The organism is Stenotrophomonas sp. pho (assembly GCF_006228405.1).
In the GTDB taxonomy this organism is placed as follows: domain Bacteria; phylum Pseudomonadota; class Gammaproteobacteria; order Xanthomonadales; family Xanthomonadaceae; genus Stenotrophomonas; species Stenotrophomonas sepilia.
In genome coordinates this window covers 3,833,365-3,852,906 of record NZ_CP029759.1, presented here as the reverse complement: position 1 = coordinate 3,852,906, position 19,542 = coordinate 3,833,365, and the positions used below count along the sequence as shown (strand labels likewise).

The following is a 19,542-nucleotide window of genomic DNA, read 5'->3' as shown; positions in this document are numbered from 1 at the left end:
GAACCCCATGGCACGCTTTTTCATCGATCGACCCATCTTCGCGTGGGTGATCGCCATCATCATCATGCTCGCCGGCGGCCTGGCCCTGTTCAAGCTGCCGGTCTCGATGTACCCCAACGTCGCACCGCCGGCGGTGGAAATCAGCGCCACCTACCCGGGTGCATCGGCCAAGGTGGTCGAAGACTCGGTGACGCAGATCATCGAGCAGAACATGAAGGGCCTTGATGGCCTGATCTACTTCTCCTCCAACAGCTCGTCCAACGGCCAGGCCACCATCACCCTGACCTTCGAGAGCGGCACCAACCCGGACATCGCCCAGGTGCAGGTGCAGAACAAGCTGCAGCTGGCCATGCCGCTGCTGCCGCAGGAAGTGCAGCGGCAGGGCATCAACGTGGCCAAGTCCAGCTCGGGCTTCCTGAACGTCATCGCGTTCGTGTCCGAGAACGGCAGCATGGACGCCAACGACATCGCCGACTACGTCGGTTCCAATGTCGTCGACCGCCTCAGCCGCGTGCCGGGCGTGGGCAACATCCAGGTATTCGGTGGCAAGTACGCCATGCGCATCTGGTTGGACCCGAACAAGCTGCATACCTATGGCCTGTCCGTCGCGGAAGTGACTGCGGCGATCAAGGCGCAGAATGCCCAGGTGGCGATCGGCCAGCTCGGCGGTGCGCCGTCGGTGAAGGGCCAGCAGCTCAACGCCACCATCAACGCGCAGTCGCGCCTGCAGACCCCGGAACAGTTCCGCAACATCATCGTGCGCGGCGCGCAGGACGGTGCCGAGCTGCGCCTGGGTGATGTCGCCCGCGTCGAACTGGGTGCCGAGTCCTACGACTTCGTCACCCGCTACAACGGCCAGCCGGCCAGCGGCCTGGCGGTCACACTGGCCACCGGCGCCAATGCGCTGGATACCGCTGCCGGCGTGGATGCTGCGCTGGACGACATGAAGAGCTTCTTCCCGGCCGGATTGAAGGCCGAGATCCCGTACGACACCACCCCCTTCGTGCGCGTGTCGATCAAGGGCGTGGTGCAGACCCTGCTCGAAGCGATCGTGCTGGTGTTCGTGGTGATGTACCTGTTCCTGCAGAACTTCCGCGCCACCCTGATCCCGACCATCGCCGTGCCGGTGGTGCTGCTGGGTACCTTCGGCGTGCTGGCGATGCTGGGCTTTTCGGTGAACATGCTGACCATGTTCGCGATGGTGCTGGCGATCGGCCTGCTGGTGGACGACGCCATCGTGGTGGTGGAGAACGTCGAGCGCATCATGTCCGAGGAAGGACTGTCGCCGCTTGAAGCGACCCGCAAGTCGATGGGCCAGATCACCGGTGCGCTGGTGGGTATCGGCCTGGTGCTGTCGGCGGTGTTCGTGCCGATGGCCTTCATGAGCGGATCCACCGGCGTGATCTATCGGCAGTTCTCGGCCACGATTGTCTCTGCAATGGCGCTGTCGGTACTGGTGGCGATCGTGCTGACGCCGGCACTGTGCGCGACCATGCTCAAGCCGTTGAAGAAGGGCGAGCATCATGTTGCCCATCGCGGCCTGGCCGGTCGCTTCTTCAACGGTTTCAACCGCGGCTTCGACCGCACCAGCGAAAGTTACCAGCGTGGTGTGCGCGGCATCATCCATCGTCCGTGGCGCTTCATGGGCATCGTGGCGGCACTGTTCGTGCTGATGGGCGTGCTGTTCGTGCGCCTGCCCAGCTCGTTCCTGCCCAACGAAGACCAGGGCGTGCTGATGGCGCTGGTGCAGGCCCCGGTCGGCGCCACCCAGGAGCGCACGCTGGAATCGATCGCGGCACTGGAAAACCACTTCCTGCAGAACGAGAAGGATGCGGTGGATTCGGTGTTCTCCGTGCAGGGCTTCAGCTTCGCCGGCATGGGCCAGAACGCCGGCATGGCGTTCGTCAAGCTGAAGGACTGGAGCGAGCGTGACGCCAACAATGGCGTGATGCCGATCACCGGTCGTGCGATGGCAGCCCTGGGCCAGATCAAGGATGCCTTCATCTTCGCCTTCCCGCCGCCGGCCATTCCGGAACTGGGTACCGCCTCGGGCTATACCTTCTTCCTGAAGGACAACAGCGGCCAGGGCCACGAGGCACTGGTGGCCGCACGCAACCAGCTGCTCGGCCTGGCCGCCGGCAGCAAGAAGCTGGCCAACGTGCGCCCGAACGGCCAGGAGGACACGCCGCAGTTCCGCATCGACATCGACGCGGCCAAGGCGACCTCGCTGGGGCTGTCGATCGACCAGATCAACGGCACGCTGGCCGCTGCGTGGGGCAGCTCGTACATCGACGATTTCGTCGATCGTGGCCGCGTCAAGCGCGTGTTCGTGCAGGCCGACCAGCCGTTCCGCATGATCCCGGAGGACTTCGACCTCTGGTCCGTGAAGAACGACAAGGGCGAGATGGTGCCGTTCAGCGCGTTCGCCACCAAGCACTGGGATTACGGTTCGCCGCGCCTGGAGCGCTACAACGGTGTGTCGGCGATGGAAATCCAGGGCGAACCGGCCCCGGGTGTTGCCTCCGGCGATGCCATGGCCGAGATCGAGCAACTGGCCAAGCAGCTGCCCGCGGGCTTCGGCATCGAGTGGACGGCGATGTCCTACCAGGAACGCCAGGCGGGCTCGCAGACGCCGTTGCTGTACACGCTGTCGCTGATGATCGTGTTCCTGTGCCTGGCCGCGATGTACGAAAGCTGGAGCGTGCCGACGGCGGTGCTGCTGGCGGCCCCGCTGGGTATCCTCGGCGCAGTGCTGGCCAATACCTTCAAGGGCCTGGAGCGCGACATCTATTTCCAGGTGGCGATGCTGACCACGGTAGGCCTGACCAGCAAGAACGCGATCCTGATCGTCGAGTTCGCCAAGGAAAACCTGGAGAAGGGCGCGGGCCTGATCGAGGCGATCATGCATGCGGTGCGCGACCGCCTGCGCCCGATCGTGATGACCTCGCTGGCCTTCGGCATGGGCGTGGTACCGCTGGCGATCTCCACCGGTGCCGGCTCCGGCGCCAAGCAGGCGATCGGCACCGGCGTGCTCGGCGGCATGATCGTCGGCACCGTGCTCGGCGTGTTCTTCGTACCGCTGTTCTTCGTAGTGGTGCAGCGCGTGTTCAAGCGCAAATCCACGACGTGATCGAAACGGTAGTGCCGGCCGCTGGCCGGCACTACCTCCTGCCATCCGGCAGTACCGATGGAAGTCATTCCCATGAAAAGTGCATCCCTGTTCCTTTCCATTGCCGCCGCGCTCGCGCTGCCCGGCTGCTCCACTCTGGTGCCGAAGAACACCGCCGTCGCTCCGGCAATTCCGGCGCAGTGGCCGGCCGAGGCTGTACAGGGCCAGGCGGCCGATGTCGCCGCCGTAGGCTGGCGCGACTTCTTCACCGATGCGCGCCTGCAGCAGGTGATCGAGCAGTCGCTGCAGAACAACCGCGACCTGCGCGTGGCCGTGCTCAACGTTGAACGCGCGCGCGGCCAGTACCGCGTACAGCGCGCCGACCGCGTGCCCGGTGTGGCCGTCACCGGCCAGATGCAGCGCCAAGGCACCGACGCCGGCGTCACCGAGCAGTTCACCGCCGGTGTCGGCGTGGCCGAGTTCGAGCTGGACCTGTTCGGCCGCGTGCGCAACCTCAGCGAAGCGGCACTGCAGCAGTACTTTGCCGTAGCTGCCAATCGTCGCAACGCGCAGCTGAGCCTGGTGGCCGAGACAGCGACGGCGTGGCTGACCTACGGTGCCGATGCCCAGCGTCTGAAGATCGCCGATGCCACGCTGAAGACCTACGAGGATTCGTTGCGCCTGGCCGAGGCCCGCCACGAGCGTGGTGGTAGCTCGGCGCTGGAGCTGACCCAGACCCGCACGCTGGTGGAAACCGCGCGTACCGACGCCGCGCGCCTGCGTGGCCAGCTGGCCCAGGACCGCAACGCGCTGGCCCTGCTGGCCGGTGGCCAGTTGGATCCGGCGCTGCTGCCGGACGGCATCGAACCGCAGTTGCTGGCACTGGCGCCTCCGCCGGCCGGCCTGCCCAGCGATGTGCTGCTGCAGCGCCCGGACATCATGGCCGCCGAACACCAGCTGCTGGCCGCCAATGCCAACATCGGCGCGGCACGTGCCGCGTTCTTCCCGAGCATCTCGCTGACCGGCAGCATTGGCAGTGGCTCCAGCGAATTGTCCAGCCTGTTCGACAGCGGCACCCGCGTATGGAGTTTCCTGCCGAAGATCACCCTGCCGATCTTCCAGGGCGGCAAGCTGCGCGCCAACCTGGCCGTCGCCAACGCTGATCGTGATATCGCACTGGCGCAGTACGAGAAGTCGATCCAGGTGGGCTTCCGCGAAACCGCCGATGCGCTGGCGTTGAATGTCAGCCTGGATGAACAGGTGAGTTCACAGCAGCGCCTGGTGGAAGCGGCCGAACAGGCCAACCGCCTGTCGCAGGCACGTTACGACGCCGGCCTGGACAGCTTCGTGACCCTGCTGGACGCACGACGTACTGCCTACAACGCGCAGCAGACCCAGTTGCAGGCGCAGTTGGCCCAGCAGGCCAACCGCATCACCCTGTACAAGGTGCTGGGCGGCGGCTGGCACGAGCGCGGATGAAAGAAAGCCGGCCGGCGGCCGGCTCTACCTGGATGATCGATGGTAGTGCCGGCCGCTGGCCGGCATTGTCATTCCGGGGCCTGCTACACCGCTTCATCGTCGCGCCGCGCCGCATGGCAGGCACGGACGCGCGCCAGCGCATCGCCTGCTTCGCGGGCCATCTGCTCGTACTCGGCACGGATCTCTTCCAGGCGCGCTTCGTCCAGTTCTTCCAGATCCAGCAGTTCATTGTTGGCTTCGGCCGTCGCCCGGATCAGCTCGTCCAGCTTGATCTGCATCGCGGCAGTGTCGGCGTTCTGCGTGTGCTGGATCAGGAACACCATCAGGAAGGTGATGATGGTGGTGCCGGTATTGATCACCAGCTGCCAGGTGTCGTTGAAACCGAACACCGGGCCGGTGATGCCCCAGATCACAACGATCGCTACTGCAGCCAGGAAGGTCCACGGTGAGCCGGTGGCTGTCGCGGCCTTCTTGGCGATCGTATTGAACAGGTTGCGTGCTTTCATCGTCGTCGTGTGCCAACTCAGGTGACGAGGATGATCGGCAGTGACCCGTGCAGGTGCCGTGCAGCGCCGGTCAGGCGCGCATGCGCTGCAGTCGTGGCGCCTGCAGGCTGCGCACCGGGCTGCTCTGGTAGACGTGCTGCCAGCAACGGTCGACGAACTCACGGGCCTGGGCTTCGCTCAGCCGCGGCATGATCTGCAGGGCGTACTGGGTCTGGAACATCTCGTCACGTTCGGCCTCGCTGGCGCGCGGCTGGGTGATCAGCGAATCGCAGGCGAACTTGATCCACGGCACGTACGAGCCGAACGAGTTGTGCGGCAGTGCGCCTTCGGCATGCTGGCGGCGCCAGTGGTCAAGCTCGGCGTCTACGTTGATGACCGGAGGAATGGTGGGGACTTCAGCGTGCATGACAATCCAGTTCGGTTGAGTGGAAAGGGAGTGGGGGTTCATCGGAGTGTGGCGTATGTGGCGGTGCATGCCGCGTCAGCGGGATGTGGAGCCGGCGTGGCGATTGCCGATCAATTGCGCATGCTCGACCGCACCGAGGTCCTCGGCCATGTCGGCCATCGCATTGCACAGGCGCTCCTGGTCGAGCGGGTGGCGGCGGACCAGCTCCAGTTGCATGTGCTGATAGGCAGTCCAGAACAGCGCGCCGCGCCGGTGCAGTGCATATTGCTGCTGCAGGCGCTCGCGGATGGCATCGAGGATCGGGTCGGGCGGGGGACGTACGGCGTGCGCGCACATGGCTGGCTCCGCCGGGGAAAGGGACCCCGGTAACCCCACCCTAGGCGCCTCGGCCGGGTGGGGTGTTACCGCAGTGTATGCACGCAGCGCAGCTGACTGTGCACGGGTTCACGGCATCGGCCGCAAACGCTGCGGGCACTAGAACGTGCCCGCGCTGAAGCGTTCATTAAACGGGTTCAACGACACGTTGCACGGTGCTTATTCACCGATGTCTTCATTCCAGATCTCCGGATGCTGCGCAATGAAGCCACCCAGCAGGTCAACACATTCCTGGCTGTCGAGGTCGATCACGTTGACACCGTTCTCGCGCAGCCAGTCGATGCCGCCCTGGAACGTGCGCGATTCGCCCACCACCACGGTGCCGATGTTGAACTGGCGCACCAGACCCGAGCAGTACCAGCACGGCGCCAGGGTGGTGACCATGATGGTGTCCTGGTAGCGGCGCTGGCGGCCGGCCTTGCGGAAGGCGTCGGTTTCGCCGTGCACCGATGGGTCGCCTTCCTGCACGCGGCGGTTGTGGCCGCAGCCGAGCAGGCGGCCGTCGTTGTGGTACAGCGCCGCGCCGATCGGCACGCCGCCCTCGGCCAGGCCCTGGCGGGCTTCGGCGATGGCGGTCTGCAGCAGGGCCTGGTAGTCGGGCGTGGTGATCATGCGGGGGCTCCGGTCAGTCGTGGCCCGCCATGATACGGGCAGGGGGTGCCGCTGGCCCCCGGCGGTGCGATAATCGGGGCCATGAGCGAATCCCCCTACAAAGCCGGTACCACCCATTTCGGGTTCCGCGACGTCGCCGCCAAGGACAAGCAGAAGCTGGTCGGCCAGGTGTTCACCTCGGTCGCGCGCAACTACGACCTGATGAACGACCTGATGAGCCTGGGCGTGCACCGGGCGTGGAAGCGCTACTACGTGGCGACCGCGCAGGTGAAGCCGGGCGACCGCGTGCTCGATCTGGCCGGCGGCACCGGCGACATCGCCGCCCTGCTGAAGGAACGCGTCGGCGCCGAGGGCTCGGTGGTGCTGGGCGACATCAACGCCGGCATGCTGTCGGTCGGCCGCGACCGCCTGACCAACCGCGGCCTGGTGCTTGGCCTGGACTACGTGCAGTGCAACGCCGAAGCCCTGCCGTTCCCGGACAACAGCTTCGACCTGGTCACCATTGCCTTCGGCCTGCGCAACGTGACCGACAAGGACGCCGGCCTGCGCGAGATGTACCGCGTGCTGAAGGTGGGCGGCCAGGCCCGCGTGCTGGAGTTCTCCGAAGTCACTGCCGACTGGTTCAAGCCGATCTACGACTTCCACTCGTTCAAGATCCTGCCCAGGCTGGGCAAGTTGTTCGCCAACGATTCGGACAGCTACCAGTACCTGGCCGAGAGCATCCGCAAGCATCCGCCGCAGGACGAACTGAAGGCGATGATGGGGCAGGCCGGCTTCGAGCGCTGCCACTACAAGAACCTGACCGGCGGCATCGTCTCGATCCACTCCGGCTACAAGCTGTAGGCCCGGTGTTCCGGTAGTGCCGGCCGCTGGCCGGCACCTGCGCGGGCAACCACCGGGCGACGGGGTTGCCGGCCAGCGGCCGGCACTACCGGCGCTGTGCCCGCCATTACCCCGCACCGCGCAACGCCTGCCGGGCCCGAGGGAGGTACCATTGGGGTTTGATCCCCGTAACGGTCCCGATTCATGCGTAATCCGCTGATGCTCCTTCCGCTGGCCGTGGCCCTGGCCGCCGGCTGCTCCCAGGAGGCGGCCGCGCCCGCCGCCGCCCCGACTGCCGCAAAGGCCCCTGCCGCCCCGTGAACGCCGAGAACCGCAGCCACGACGAGAGCTCGTACGCCGAGCCGGACAAGGTCGTCATCAAGGACATCGCGCTGGATCTGAAGCTGGACTTCGACCAGAAGCAGATCGGCGGTACCGCCACCTACACCCTGGAATGGAAACAGAAGGACGCCAGGCAGCTGGTGCTCGACACCCGCGAGCTGACCGTGTCCAAGGTCGAGGCCGTTGCCGCCGACGGCGCGCGCAGCCCGCTGAAGTTCGAACTGGCCCCGGCCGACAAGGTGTTCGGCAGCAAGCTGACCATCGAGGCTGCGGAGCAGCCGGCCAAGGTGGAAGTGACCTACCACACCGCACCGACCGCCTCGGGCCTGCAGTGGCTGGCGCCGTCGATGACCGAGGGCAAGAAGCTGCCCTTCATGTTCAGCCAGTCGCAGGCCATCCATGCCCGTTCCTGGGTGCCGCTGCAGGATACCCCGAGCGTGCGCTTCACCTACAGCGCGCACGTGGTCTCGCGCCCGGACGTGATGGTGCTGATGAGCGCCGACAACGATCCGAAGGCCGCGCGTGATGGTGACTACACCTTCAAGATGCCGCAGCCGATTCCGTCCTACCTGCTGGCCATCGCCGCCGGCGACCTGGTGTTCGAGCCGATCTCCGGCCGCTCCGGCGTCTGGGCCGAGCCGACCATGGTCAACAAGGCCGCCAAGGAATTCGAAGACACCGAGAAGATGATCGGTGCCGCCGAGAAGCTGTACGGCGAATACCGCTGGGGCCGCTACGACATGCTGGTGCTGCCGCCGTCGTTCCCATTCGGTGGAATGGAGAACCCGCGCCTGACCTTCGCCACCCCGACCGTGATCGTCGGCGACAAGTCGCTGGTCTCGCTGGTCGCCCACGAACTGGCGCACAGCTGGTCGGGCAACCTGGTGACCAACGCCAGCTGGAAGGACATCTGGCTCAATGAAGGCTTCACCACCTACGTCCAGGGCCGCATCACCGAAGCTCTGTACGGCAAGGAAATGGCCGAGATGGAGAAGCAGATCGACCAGACCGACCTGCTGGCCGAAGTGAAGGACATGAGCCCGGCCGACCAGGCGCTGGCGCTGCCGCCGCTGAACGAGCGTGATCCCGACGAAGCCCTCAGCCAGGTGGCCTACGTCAAGGGTTCGTGGTTCCTGGAGTTCTTGGAACAGCGCTTCGGCCGCGAGACCTTCGATCCGTTCCTGCGTGGCTGGTTCGATGACCATGCCTTCCAGAGCGCGAACACCGACCAGTTCGTCGATTACATGAAGAAGAACCTGCTGCCGAAGAATCCGTCGGCCGTGACCGAGGCCGAACTGAAGGCATGGCTGGACGAGCCGGGTATCCCGGCGTTCGCGGCCAAGGCGCAGTCGCGCAACTTCAGCAGCGTCGATACCGCGCGCATCGCCTTCGCCAGCGCCGGCACCGTGCCGAGCAGCCAGGTCATCGCCGACTGGAGCACGCAGGAATGGGTGCGCTTCATCGATGGCCTGGGCGCGACCCAGCCGCTGGACAAGCTGGCCACGCTGGACAAGGCCTTCCACTTCACCGGCACCCCGAATGGCGAGATCGCCATGCGCTGGTACCCGCTGGCGATCCGCAGCGGCTACGAGCAGGCCAATGAAGGCGCGGCGGCATTCATCGAGCGCGTCGGCCGTCGCAAGCTGATCCTGCCGATCTACGCTGAACTGGTGAAGACCCCGAAGGGGCTGGAGCTGGCCAAGCAGGCCTTCGAAAAGGCCAAGCCGGGCTACCACCCGATCACCACCGCCTCGGTCCAGGACATGCTGGCCAAGGCTGAAGCCAAGTAAGCAGAAGCGCCGGGCATCCCCCGGCGCTTTTTTTTGTAGAGTCGAGCCATGCTCGACTGGTTTTTCAACAGCAGTCGAGCATGGCTCGACTCTACAGAAAAGCGAAAACACCAAGGACCTCCGCCATGAAACGACTGATCCTGCTCACCGCCTGCACCCTGGCGCTGGCCGCCTGCAGCAACCCCGAGGAAGAACGCAAGGCGCAGGAAGCCGCCGCAGCCGCCGTGCAGGCGCAGAAGGAGGCCAAGGCCGAAGACGTGGCCAAGCAGTACGACATGGCCGTGGCCGCGCAGGACTGGGAACGCGCGCGCCTGCACGGCGCCTCGCTGCTGGACCAGTACAAGGACACCGCCGCCGCCGAGCGCATCGCCGCGGGCTTCGACGAGGTCAAGGCCAAGGGCGATGCCGCGCGCGACCTGCGGCGCATGCAGGCGCTGTGGCAGTACAACCAGATCCCGGTGGGCAGCAAGGGCAACCAGGTTTCGGCGCAGATCTACAGCAAGGAACGGGTGGACGTGGATGGCAGCGGCGCCAAGCCGGTGCAGCTGGTGTTCCGCGATCATCCGGAGTGGAAGCGGCATGCCTACCTGGTGCTGCAGGCCGGCGATTTCCGTTGCCCGCAGTGCACGGTGAAAGTGACCGTGGACGACGGCAAGCCGGTGTCGATGGCCGCGTGGCGCCCGAAGACCGATGAAGCCATCGCCCTGTTCATCACCGATCAGAAAGCGCTGTGGAAACTGGCGCGCAAGGGCAAGTCGATCAGCATCGAGTTCCCGGTCAAGGCCGGAGGCACCCGTACGGCGGTGTTCGAGACCGGCGGCGTCGACGCCAGCCGCATGCCGCAGTGGTGGCAGTGATGGTCGCGACGGGCAGCGCGGTGCACGCGTTGTCCGCGATCCGGCACTGGGTGTTCGACATGGACGGCACGCTGACTGTAGCCGTGCATGATTTCGCCGCGATCCGCCGCGCACTGGAGATCGCCGCCGAGGAAGACATCCTCGACCATATCGCGGCGTTGCCGGATGCACCGGCGCAGGCCAAGCGTGAGTGGTTGCTGGATCACGAGCGCGCGCTGGCCGAGGACGCGCTGCCGGCGCCGGGTGCGGTGAAGCTGCTGCGCGCGCTGGCGGCGGCTGGCTGCCGGCTGGGCATCCTGACCCGCAATGATCATGCGCTGGCGAAGCTGACGCTGGAGGCGATCGGGGTCGGGGCGTTGTTCGACGATGCCGACATCATTGGTCGCGATGAAGCGGTGCCCAAGCCCTCGCCGGAGGGCCTGCAGCAGCATCTGCGGCGATGGGGCATCGGGCCTGCGCAGGCGGTGATGGTGGGTGACCACGCCTACGACCTGGAGTGCGGCCGTGCGGCCGGCACGCATACCGTGCTGGTCAACCTGCCAGAGAACCCTTGGCCGGGCCGCGCCGACTGGCATTTCGCCGATTGCCGCGCGCTGCTGGCCGCCTGGCAGGCCGCATGACCGGCGCGCGCAAGCCGAGCATGGGCTCGGCTCTACAGAGAGCAGGCAACGTGTCGGTCGGAAGTTCCGGTAGTGCCGGCCGCTGGCCGGCAGTGTCGACCCAGGTCGACACCTACCCACAGCATTCCCAGCAGCGCATCGGATGCAAAGCCCCCTTGTTGTTCAAGGGGGCGCGCCGAAGGCGCGGGATAAGGTGGAATGCGCGGGCAGTTCGGCTTACGCGCCCAGCGCGTAACCGAACTGCTGCTTGAACTGCTCGTTGAACTCATCGAAGGTGAAACGCTGGTTCTGCGTGCCCGGATGCTCGACCTTCAGTGCGCCCATCAGGTTGCCCATGCGGCCGATGGTCAGCCAGTCGTAGCCCTTCTGAATGCCGTAGATCAGGCCTGCGCGGAAGGCGTCGCCACAGCCGGTCGGGTCGACCACGCGGCGCTCGTGCGCCGGCGGGATGTCGTAGCTCTTTTCCGGAGTGTGGATGACCGCGCCCTTCGGGCCACGGGTGGTGATGTAGGCCTTGACCCGGCTGACGATCTCCTTCTCGTCCCAGCCGGTGCGCTCCTGCAGCAGGTTCGACTCGTAGTCGTTCACCACCACGTAGTCGGCCTGCTCGATGAAGGCGCGCAGTTCCGGGCCGTTGAACAGCGGCATGGCCTGGCCCGGGTCGAAGATGAACGGGATGCCGTCTTCGTGGAATTCCTGCGCGTTCTGGATCATGCCTTCGCGGCCGTCCGGGCCGACCAGGCCCAGGGTGACGCCCGGCACCCCACGCACGTGGTTCTCGTAGGAACGCATCATCGCGCCCGGGTGGAAGGCGGTGATCTGGTTGTTGTCGTGGTCGGTGGTGATGAATGCCTGCGGGGTGAACAGCTCATCGATCACGCGCACGCGCGACAGGTCGATGCCCAGGCCTTCGAAGTATTCGCGGTACGGGCCGAAGTCCGAGCCCACGGTGCCCATCGGGATCGGCTGGCCGCCCAGCAGGTGCAGGTTGTAGGCGATGTTGCCTGCGCAGCCGCCGAACTCGCGGCGCATGCGCGGCACCAGGAAGGACACGTTCAGGATGTGCACCTTGTCCGGCAGGATGTGATTCTTGAACTGGTCCGGGAACACCATGATGGTGTCGAAGGCAAGAGAACCACAGATCAGAGCGGACATCGATGTAAGCCTATGCGGTGAATTTTGGGGTGGGCCGGCCCGGTTCAGCGGGCAAGCAAACGGCGCCCTTGGGCGCCCGACGGCGCAAAGGTTACCCGCTGGTGCCGCTCAGGGCCAGAACCGGGTGAGACCCGATCAGGCCGAAAGCCTGTGAAGACGCGGGTTCAGCTAGTTTTTTCCTTGCTCGGCGGCAGGCGGGTTGCTAGGCTTGTCGGCCTCGATTTCTGCCCATTTTTTCGCCATCCCGCGGCGGGCACGACACCCCTCAGGACTCCTTCCTCAGATGTTCAAGAAACTCCGTGGCATGTTCTCCAACGACCTGTCCATCGACCTGGGCACGGCCAACACCCTCATCTACGTGCGCGGGCAGGGGATCGTGCTGAACGAGCCGTCGGTCGTGGCCGTGCGCCAGGACCGTGCCATCGGTGGCACCCGCTCGGTGGCAGCCGTCGGCGCCGAAGCCAAGCAGATGCTGGGCCGTACCCCGGGCCACATCACCACCATCCGCCCGATGAAGGACGGCGTCATCGCCGACTTCACCTATACCGAGGCGATGCTCAAGCACTTCATCAAGAAGGTGCACAAGTCGCGCGTGCTGCGCCCGAGCCCGCGCGTCCTGGTCTGCGTGCCGGCCGGCTCGACCCAGGTCGAGCGCCGCGCGATCAAGGAATCGGCCGAGGAAGCCGGTGCCCGTGACGTGTTCCTGATCGAAGAACCGATGGCCGCCGCGATCGGCGCCGGCATGCCGGTCACCGAAGCCCGTGGCTCGATGGTCATCGACATCGGCGGTGGCACCACCGAAGTGGCGGTCATCTCGCTCAACGGCATCGTCTATTCGGCCTCGGTCCGCATCGGCGGCGACCGCTTCGACGAGTCCATCACCAACTACGTGCGCCGCAACCACGGCATGCTGATCGGTGAAGCCACCGCCGAGCGCATCAAGGTCGAGCTGGGCTGCGCCTACCCGCAGGCGGAAGTGATCGAGATGGAAATCTCCGGCCGCAACCTCGCCGAGGGCGTGCCGAAGATGATCAAGATCAGCTCCAACGAAGTGCTCGAGGCCCTGCACGAACCGCTGTCGGGCATCGTCAGCGCGGTCAAGCTGGCGCTGGAGCAGACCCCGCCGGAACTGTGCGCCGACGTCGCCGAGCGCGGCATCGTGCTGACCGGTGGTGGCGCCCTGCTGCGCGACCTGGACCGCCTGATCTCCGAGGAGACCGGCCTGCACGTGCAGGTGGCCGACGACCCGCTGACCTGCGTGGCGCGCGGTGGCGGTCGTGCGCTGGAGTTGGTGGACATGCACGGCAACGAGTTCTTTGCGCCGGAATAAGCCGTCCCGGCCGTTCCTGCCCGCCGCGCCCTTCCGGGGTGCGGCCCGCCGTGATGGCGGGCCGGCACCGGCGGGGCGCCCGCGTGTTTCCCTTCCGCCTTCTGCCAGTTGAATCGTTGCCGTGCCGCCCTACGCCGGTCCTCCCGTCGCCTCCCGATCCGGTGATGCCGCCAGCCCCCTGCGGTTGCTGGCCTATCTCGCGTTGGCCATCACCCTGATCGTGCTCGATGACCAGGCTGGCTGGCTGGCACGCCTGCGCGAGCAGGCCAACAGCCTGGTACAGCCGGTGTGGGCACTGGCTGGCCTGCCCGGCAAGCTCGGCAACCAGGTCAAGGATTCCGCCGCCAGCCATACACAGCTGGTCACCGAAAACCGTGAACTGCGCAACCAGCTGCTGCTGGCCAACGCGCGCCTGACTCGCCTGCAGACCGCCGCGCTGGACAACGCCCAGCTGCGCGAACTGCTGAACGTGGCCGAGCGCAGTGGCCTGGACGTGCAGCTGGCGCCGATCCTGGACATCGACCTGGACCCGGTGAAGCAGCGCCTGGTGCTCGACGCAGGCAGCCGCGAGGGCGTGCACGTCGGCCAGGCGGTGATCGACGCCGGCGGCTTGATGGGGCAGGTGATCAGCGTCACCGGTGGCACCTCCACCGTGCTGCTGCTGACCGATCCCGACCACGCGGTGCCGGTCACCGTGGCCCGTAACGGCGTGCGCCTGATCGTCTATGGCCGCGGCGACACGCTGGAACTGCGCGACATCCCGCTCAGCGCCGGCGTGGAAGTGGGCGATGAGATCGTCACCTCCGGCCTCGGCGGGCGCTTCCCGGCCGGCTTCCCGGTCGGCACCATCACCGGCCTGCGCCCGGACGACACCCACGCCTTCCTGGTCGGCGAACTGAAGCCGGCGGCCCAGCTCGACCGCGGCCGCGACGTGCTGCTGCTGCGCCCGGGCGCGGCGATCCGCATTCCGCCGGAGCTGCGCCTGCAGCTGGAAGAAACCGCCCCGGGGGGCCCGGCCACCGGCGCCAGCGTGTCTGCGGGAGCCGCGCCAGCGGCAACGACGCCAGCTCGGGTCAGCTCCCCGGTAGCGCCGGTCGCTGGCCGGCAACAGCCCTCGTCGCAGACGAGGACTGTTGCCCCCGCATCCTCCCTTAACCCCGCGCCTCAACAAGAGGGGGCTCTCCCCCAGCTGGATCCACGGTAGTGCCGGCCGCTGGTCGGCAACCGACCACGCCGGAGGCCCAGCGATGAGCCGCCTGCGCGACAACCCGTGGGTGCTGCCGGCCAGCCTGGTGGTGGCGCTGCTGCTGGGCCTGCTGCCGCTGCCGGCGCTGCTGCAGCCGCTGCGCCCGTACTGGCTGGCGCTGGTGCTGGCGTACTGGGTGATCGAAGCTCCTGAGCGCGTCGGCCTGGGCATCGCCTTTGCCAGCGGCGTGGTGGCCGACCTGCTGTACGGCGGCGTGCTGGGCGAACAGGCACTGCGGCTGGTAATGCTGGCCTTCATCCTGCAACGCTTCCGTGCCCGCATCCGCTTCTTCCCGATGTCCCAGCAGATGCTGGCCATCGGCGGCCTGCTGTTCAACGATCGCATCGTCAGCGCGCTGGTCCACATCGTGGTGGATGAGCCGACCCTGCCCTGGTCGTACTGGTGGGCGCCTCTGCTGGGCATGGGCCTGTGGCCGCTGGTGTTCGTGCTGCTGGACGCGGTGCGCTTCGGCAAGCGCGGGCGCTGAGCCATGATCCCGCGCCGCCAGGTCAAGAACCCGCACGCCGAAGCCGAACAGTTCCGCCGCCGTGCGGCGCTGGGTTTCCTGGGCGTGCTGGTCTGCCTGCTGGGCCTGGGCGGCTGGTACTTCAAGCTGCAGGTGCTGGACCACGACGTGTACGCCACGCGCTCGGAAGCCAACCGCATCAAGCCGCGGCCGGTGGTGCCAGGGCGCGGCATGATCTACGACCGCAACGGTCGCCTGCTGGCCGAAAACGTGCCGGCCTTCCGCCTGGACGTCACTCCGGACAAGGTCAAGGACATGGATGCCACCCTGGAAGGGCTGGCGAAGATCATCAGCATCAGCCCGGAAGAGCTGGAAGCATTCAACAGGTCGCGCAAGGCGCGCCGCAAGTTCCTGCCGGTCACGCTGAAGCTGCGCATGAGCGACGAGGAGATGGCGCGCTTTGCCGTCGACCGCTGGCGTTTCCCGGGGGTCGAGCTGGAACCCTACCTGACCCGGCGCTATCCCTATGGCGATCTGTTCGCGCACATCATCGGCTACGTCGGCCGCGTTGATGACAAGGATCTGGAGATCCTCGGCGAAGGCAATGCCGCGCTGACCCACATCGGCAAGTCCGGCCTGGAACGCTATTACGAGCAGCAGCTGCGCGGCAAGGTCGGCTACGAGCAGGTCGAGACCAACGTGCAGGGTCGCGCGATCCGCACCATCGGCCGCGTCGCCGCGCAGTCCGGTGCCGACCTGCGGCTGTCGATCGACGCCGACCTGCAGCGCGCGATGGTGGCCGCGTTCGGCGACCAGGAGGGTTCGGCGGTGGCGATGGATCCGCGCACTGGCGAAGTGCTGGCGATGGTCAGCCTGCCGTCCTACGACCCCAACCTGTTCGTCAACGGCATTTCCCATGCCGACTTCAAGGCCTTGAACGAAAACCCGTCGCGGCCACAGTTCAACCGCCTGGTGCTCGGTGGCGTCGCTCCCGGTTCCACGCTGAAGCCGCTGATCGGCCTGGCGGGACTGGACTCCGGCGTGCGCCGCCCGGAAGACAAGGTGCTCTCCACCGGCATGTTCTACCTGCCGGGCACCTCGCGCGGCTGGGGTGACGCCCACCGTGGCGGCCACGGCTGGACTGATCTGCGCAAGTCCATCGCCGAGTCGGTCAACACCTATTACTACAAGCTGGCGCTGGACCTGGGCATCGAGCGCTTCGACCATTACATGGAGTACTACGGCTTCGGCCAGCCGACCGGCATCGACCTCACCGGCGAGATCGGCGGCATCCTGCCGTCGCCCGCCTACAAGCGGAAGAGCCGCAAGGAAGCCTGGTATCCCGGCGATACGGTCAACATCAGCATCGGCCAGGGTGACTGGAAGGTCACCCCGCTGCAGCTGGCGCGCGGCGTCAGCGGCCTGGCCGACGGCCAGCTGCGCACCCCGCACCTGGTGATCCAGCAGCGCGAAGGCTTCGACAGCGACTGGACGGCGATGCCGCCCGGCGAGAGCAAGCCGGTCAGCCCCAATCCCAACAACGTGCAGGCCGTGCGCGAGGGCATGATGGCAACCATGCGGCCCGGCGGCAGCGGCTGGCGCGTGGCCGTCGGTGCGCCGTACGTGATGGCCGGCAAGACCGGTACCGCACAGGTCATCAGCCGCAAGGGCACCGCCGCCGTGAATCCGAAGAGCCTGCCGATGCATCTGCGTCACCGCGCACTGTTCGTCGGCTTTGCGCCGGCGGACAGCCCGGTCATCGCAATTGCGGTGGCAGTGGAAGGTGGTGGCTATGGTGGTTCGGCCGCGGCGCCGATCGCACGCAAGGTGTTCGACGCTTACCTGTTGGGCAAGATGCCCGAAGGCATGCAGCCGCTGGACAGCGAGCGCGGCACCACCGCCATCGGCGCCACCGCGTTCGACAACGAAGACGCGGGCGCGCGCCAGGCCGGTGACCTCGCCGCTGCACAGGTGGGAGAGCATCCGGTGCTGATTGGTGCACCCGCACCCGAGCCGGCGCCTGCGCCGCAGCCGGGTGCGCCGGCCGCCGCGCTGCCAGCCACGCCGCGCCCGGCCCCTGCGGAGCCTGCACGATGAGAGTGTTCCTGCGCTGGGCCGGCGACATGCTGCGCCGCTTTTTCAGCACGCTGGACTGGGTGCTGTGCCTGGCCCTGGGCGCGCTGATGGTGATTGGCCTGGCGACCCTGAAGAGCGCTGGTGGCGACAGCCTGGTGATGGCGCAGGGCGCGCGTTTCGCGGTGGGCATGGCCGCACTGTGGGGCATCTCGCGGGTGCCGATCCTGCGCATCCGCTCGGCCACGCCGATGATCTACGCGATCTCGATGATCCCGCTGCTGGCGGTGTTCGTGCTGGGCACCGGTAAATATGGCCGGCAGTGGCTGGACCTGAAATTCTTCTACCTGCAGCCGGCCGAGCTGCTGAAGGTGAGCCTGCCGATGATGGTGGCGTGGTACCTGCACAAGATGCCGCTGCCGCCGCGCTTCAGTACCGTGCTCGTGGCCTTGATCATCATCGGCGTACCCACCGGCCTGGTGATGCTGCAGCCGGACTTCGGTACTGGCGTGCTGATCGCCGCCAGCGGCGTGTTCGTGCTGCTGCTGGCGGGCCTGCCGTGGTGGTGGGTTGGGCTGGGCGTGGGCGGTGTGGCTGCGGTCGCGCCGGTGGCCTGGTTCTGGTTGCTGCGGCCGTACCAGAAGGACCGCATCATGATGTTCCTGGACCCGGAGATGGACGCGCTTGGCGCCGGCTGGAACATCATCCAGTCGAAGATCGCCATCGGTTCCGGCGGCTTCGATGGCAAGGGCTGGGGCGAAGGCTCGCAGTCGCACCTGAACTTCATTCCCGAGCAGACCACCGACTTCGCGTTCTCGGTGCTGAGCGAGGAATTCGGCTGGATCGGCGTGGCCACCGTGCTGGCGCTGTACCTGGTGGTGATCGGGCGTTGCCTGTGGATCGCCAGCCAGTCACGCGATTCCTATTCGCGCCTGCTGGCGGGTGCCACCGGCCTGGCGTTCTTCGTCTACGTGCTGGTGAATGGCGGGATGATTTCCGGCCTGCTGCCGGTGGTAGGCGTGCCGATGCCGCTGATCAGCTACGGTGGTACTTCGGCGGTGTCGCTGCTGGCCGGTTTCGGGCTGGTGATGGCGGTGCGCAGCCACAATCCAGTGCACGGCGGCTACGGTTGAGTCCGGCGTCGGGGTCAGATCCCTTTTTCCACAGGAAAAAGGGATCTGACCCCGCAGCTCGGCTACGGAGAGCAGGAGCACCCTGACAGCTTCACGCAAGCCCCCGTTGCTACCGTGCCCGCGTGAAATGGAAACGACTGCCTGGCGGCTGCCGTGAGGCGCTGCGCACGATCGATCTGCCGTTGCTGGGCGCGTTGTTGATCCTGATGGGCGCCGGCCTGGCGGTGCTGCACAGCGTGTCCGGCCCGGTGGCCGGGCAGGCGGCACGCTTTGCCGGTGGCCTGTTGGCGATGTGGCTGCTGTCGCGTGTTTCGCTGCTGCGATTGCGTGCGTGGACCCCTGCGATCTACGCGCTGTCGATGCTGCCGCTGATGGCGGTGTACGTCATCGGCACCGGCAAGTACGGGCAGCGCTGGCTGAACCTCGGCGTGTTCTACCTGCAGCCGTCCGAGCTGCTCAAGCTCAGCCTGCCGCTGATGATGGCGTGGTACCTGCATCGGCAACCACTGCCGCCCTCGCCGCGCACGGTATTGACCGCCGCGCTGCTGATCGGCGTGCCGGCGGTGTTGATCCTCATGCAGCCCAACCTCGGCACCGCCACGTTGGTCACTGCCAGTGGCGTGTTCGCGTTGTTGCTGGCTGGCTTGCACTGGGGCTGGTTGGCGACCGGGGCGGCAGGGCTGGCAGTGGCTGCACCCCTGGCGTGGTTCGGCTTGCTGCGGCAATACCAGAAGGATCGTGTGCTGACCTTCCTCGACCCGGCGGCCGACCCGCTTGGTACCGGCTGGAACATCCTGCAATCGCGCATCGCGATCGGTTCCGGGGCTGGCAAGGACGTGGCTGGGGGCAGGGCACACAGGCCACGCTCGATTTCCTGCCCGAGTACACCACCGACTTTGCGTTCTCGGTGCTGGCCGAAGAGTTTGGCTGGATCGGCGTGGCGACGCTGTTCGCGCTGTACCTGTTCGTGGTGGGGCGTTGCCTGTGGATTGCGGTGCACGCGCGCGACACGCACGCGCGATTGCTGGCCGGTAGCCTGGGGCTGGCGTTCTTCGTCTACGTGCTGGTGAACGGCGGAATGATTTCCGGCCTGCTGCCGGTGGTGGGCATTCCGATGCCGCTGATCAGTTATGGCGGGACCTCGGCGGTTTCGCTGTTGGCCGGCATCGGGCTGGTGATGGCGGTACGCGGGCATCGGCCCGTGCACGGGGGATAGCGTTT

General features: G+C 66.8%; 14 protein-coding genes and 3 pseudogenes. 12 read left to right on the top strand and 5 right to left on the bottom strand.

Going from position 1 to position 19,542, the window contains the following annotated elements:
* The first annotated feature begins 7 nt into the window (after positions 1-7).
* Positions 8-3,130 (top strand): multidrug efflux RND transporter permease subunit SmeE, encoded by a 3,123-nt coding sequence (gene smeE, locus DL544_RS17900; protein ID WP_065186223.1) that lies wholly within the window; start codon positions 8-10, stop codon positions 3,128-3,130.
* Between the two features lie 57 nt (positions 3,131-3,187).
* Complete coding sequence (smeF, locus tag DL544_RS17895) at positions 3,188-4,588, top strand: multidrug efflux RND transporter outer membrane subunit SmeF (RefSeq protein WP_139727684.1); 1,401 nt, start codon at positions 3,188-3,190, stop codon at positions 4,586-4,588.
* A gap of 83 nt (positions 4,589-4,671) precedes the next feature.
* Here the strand turns inward: smeF and DL544_RS17890 are convergent, their stop codons facing one another.
* From DL544_RS17890 to DL544_RS17875, 4 genes are all read right to left on the bottom strand, one after another.
* On the bottom strand, positions 4,672-5,094 hold the full coding sequence (locus tag DL544_RS17890; RefSeq protein ID WP_065186225.1) for a low affinity iron permease family protein: 423 nt from the start codon (positions 5,092-5,094) through the stop codon (positions 4,672-4,674).
* Between the two features lie 70 nt (positions 5,095-5,164).
* Positions 5,165-5,500 carry a hypothetical protein gene (locus tag DL544_RS17885; protein WP_005411085.1) on the bottom strand — a complete coding sequence of 112 codons (336 nt, stop codon included), beginning with the start codon at positions 5,498-5,500 and terminating at the stop codon, positions 5,165-5,167.
* Positions 5,501-5,575: 75 nt separating this feature from the next.
* Complete coding sequence (locus DL544_RS17880; RefSeq protein ID WP_065186226.1) at positions 5,576-5,836, bottom strand: hypothetical protein; 261 nt, start codon at positions 5,834-5,836, stop codon at positions 5,576-5,578.
* A 198-nt stretch (positions 5,837-6,034) separates the two neighbouring features.
* Entirely contained in the window at positions 6,035-6,487 is a 453-nt protein-coding gene (locus tag DL544_RS17875; protein ID WP_005411083.1) for a nucleoside deaminase, read from the bottom strand.
* 81 nt (positions 6,488-6,568) lie between these two features.
* On the opposite strand from DL544_RS17875, the gene ubiE reads away from it, so the two are divergent.
* The 4 genes and pseudogenes from ubiE (at position 6,569) to DL544_RS17855 (ending at position 10,918) form a co-directional block, all read left to right on the top strand.
* Positions 6,569-7,330: a bifunctional demethylmenaquinone methyltransferase/2-methoxy-6-polyprenyl-1,4-benzoquinol methylase UbiE gene (gene ubiE, locus DL544_RS17870; RefSeq protein ID WP_005419407.1), complete on the top strand. Its 762-nt coding sequence runs from the start codon at positions 6,569-6,571 to the stop codon at positions 7,328-7,330.
* Between the two features lie 183 nt (positions 7,331-7,513).
* Positions 7,514-9,441: pseudogene (locus DL544_RS17865) on the top strand (M1 family metallopeptidase).
* 125 nt (positions 9,442-9,566) lie between these two features.
* Positions 9,567-10,298 carry a hypothetical protein gene (locus tag DL544_RS17860; RefSeq protein ID WP_005419405.1) on the top strand — a complete coding sequence of 244 codons (732 nt, stop codon included), beginning with the start codon at positions 9,567-9,569 and terminating at the stop codon, positions 10,296-10,298.
* A complete protein-coding gene (locus DL544_RS17855; protein ID WP_005419404.1) occupies positions 10,298-10,918 on the top strand; it encodes an HAD family hydrolase in 621 nt (206 codons plus the stop codon). Before DL544_RS17860 ends, DL544_RS17855 begins: the two co-directional genes overlap by 1 nt.
* Before the next feature lie 216 nt (positions 10,919-11,134).
* On the opposite strand, the gene DL544_RS17850 is transcribed toward DL544_RS17855, so the two are convergent.
* On the bottom strand, positions 11,135-12,073 hold the full coding sequence (locus DL544_RS17850) for a carbohydrate kinase family protein (RefSeq protein WP_005419403.1): 939 nt from the start codon (positions 12,071-12,073) through the stop codon (positions 11,135-11,137).
* 283 nt (positions 12,074-12,356) lie between these two features.
* Between DL544_RS17850 and DL544_RS17845 the strand changes: the two genes are divergently transcribed.
* From DL544_RS17845 to rodA (DL544_RS17820), 6 genes and pseudogenes are all read left to right on the top strand, one after another.
* Entirely contained in the window at positions 12,357-13,403 is a 1,047-nt protein-coding gene (locus tag DL544_RS17845) for a rod shape-determining protein (protein ID WP_005419402.1), read from the top strand.
* A 121-nt stretch (positions 13,404-13,524) separates the two neighbouring features.
* Positions 13,525-14,654: pseudogene (gene mreC, locus DL544_RS17840) on the top strand (rod shape-determining protein MreC).
* Positions 14,651-15,136: a rod shape-determining protein MreD gene (mreD, locus tag DL544_RS17835; protein ID WP_005419400.1), complete on the top strand. Its 486-nt coding sequence runs from the start codon at positions 14,651-14,653 to the stop codon at positions 15,134-15,136. Before mreC ends, mreD begins: the two are co-directional and overlap by 4 nt.
* Positions 15,137-15,139: 3 nt before the next feature.
* Positions 15,140-17,212, top strand: coding sequence for a penicillin-binding protein 2 (gene mrdA, locus DL544_RS17830; protein ID WP_065196487.1), 2,073 nt, complete (start codon positions 15,140-15,142; stop codon positions 17,210-17,212).
* Complete coding sequence (gene rodA, locus DL544_RS17825; protein ID WP_139727682.1) at positions 17,209-18,321, top strand: rod shape-determining protein RodA; 1,113 nt, start codon at positions 17,209-17,211, stop codon at positions 18,319-18,321. The genes mrdA and rodA (DL544_RS17825) overlap by 4 nt, the downstream gene beginning before the upstream one ends.
* Positions 18,322-18,443: 122 nt before the next feature.
* Positions 18,444-19,537: pseudogene (rodA, locus tag DL544_RS17820) on the top strand (rod shape-determining protein RodA).
* Positions 19,538-19,542: the final 5 nt, after the last annotated feature.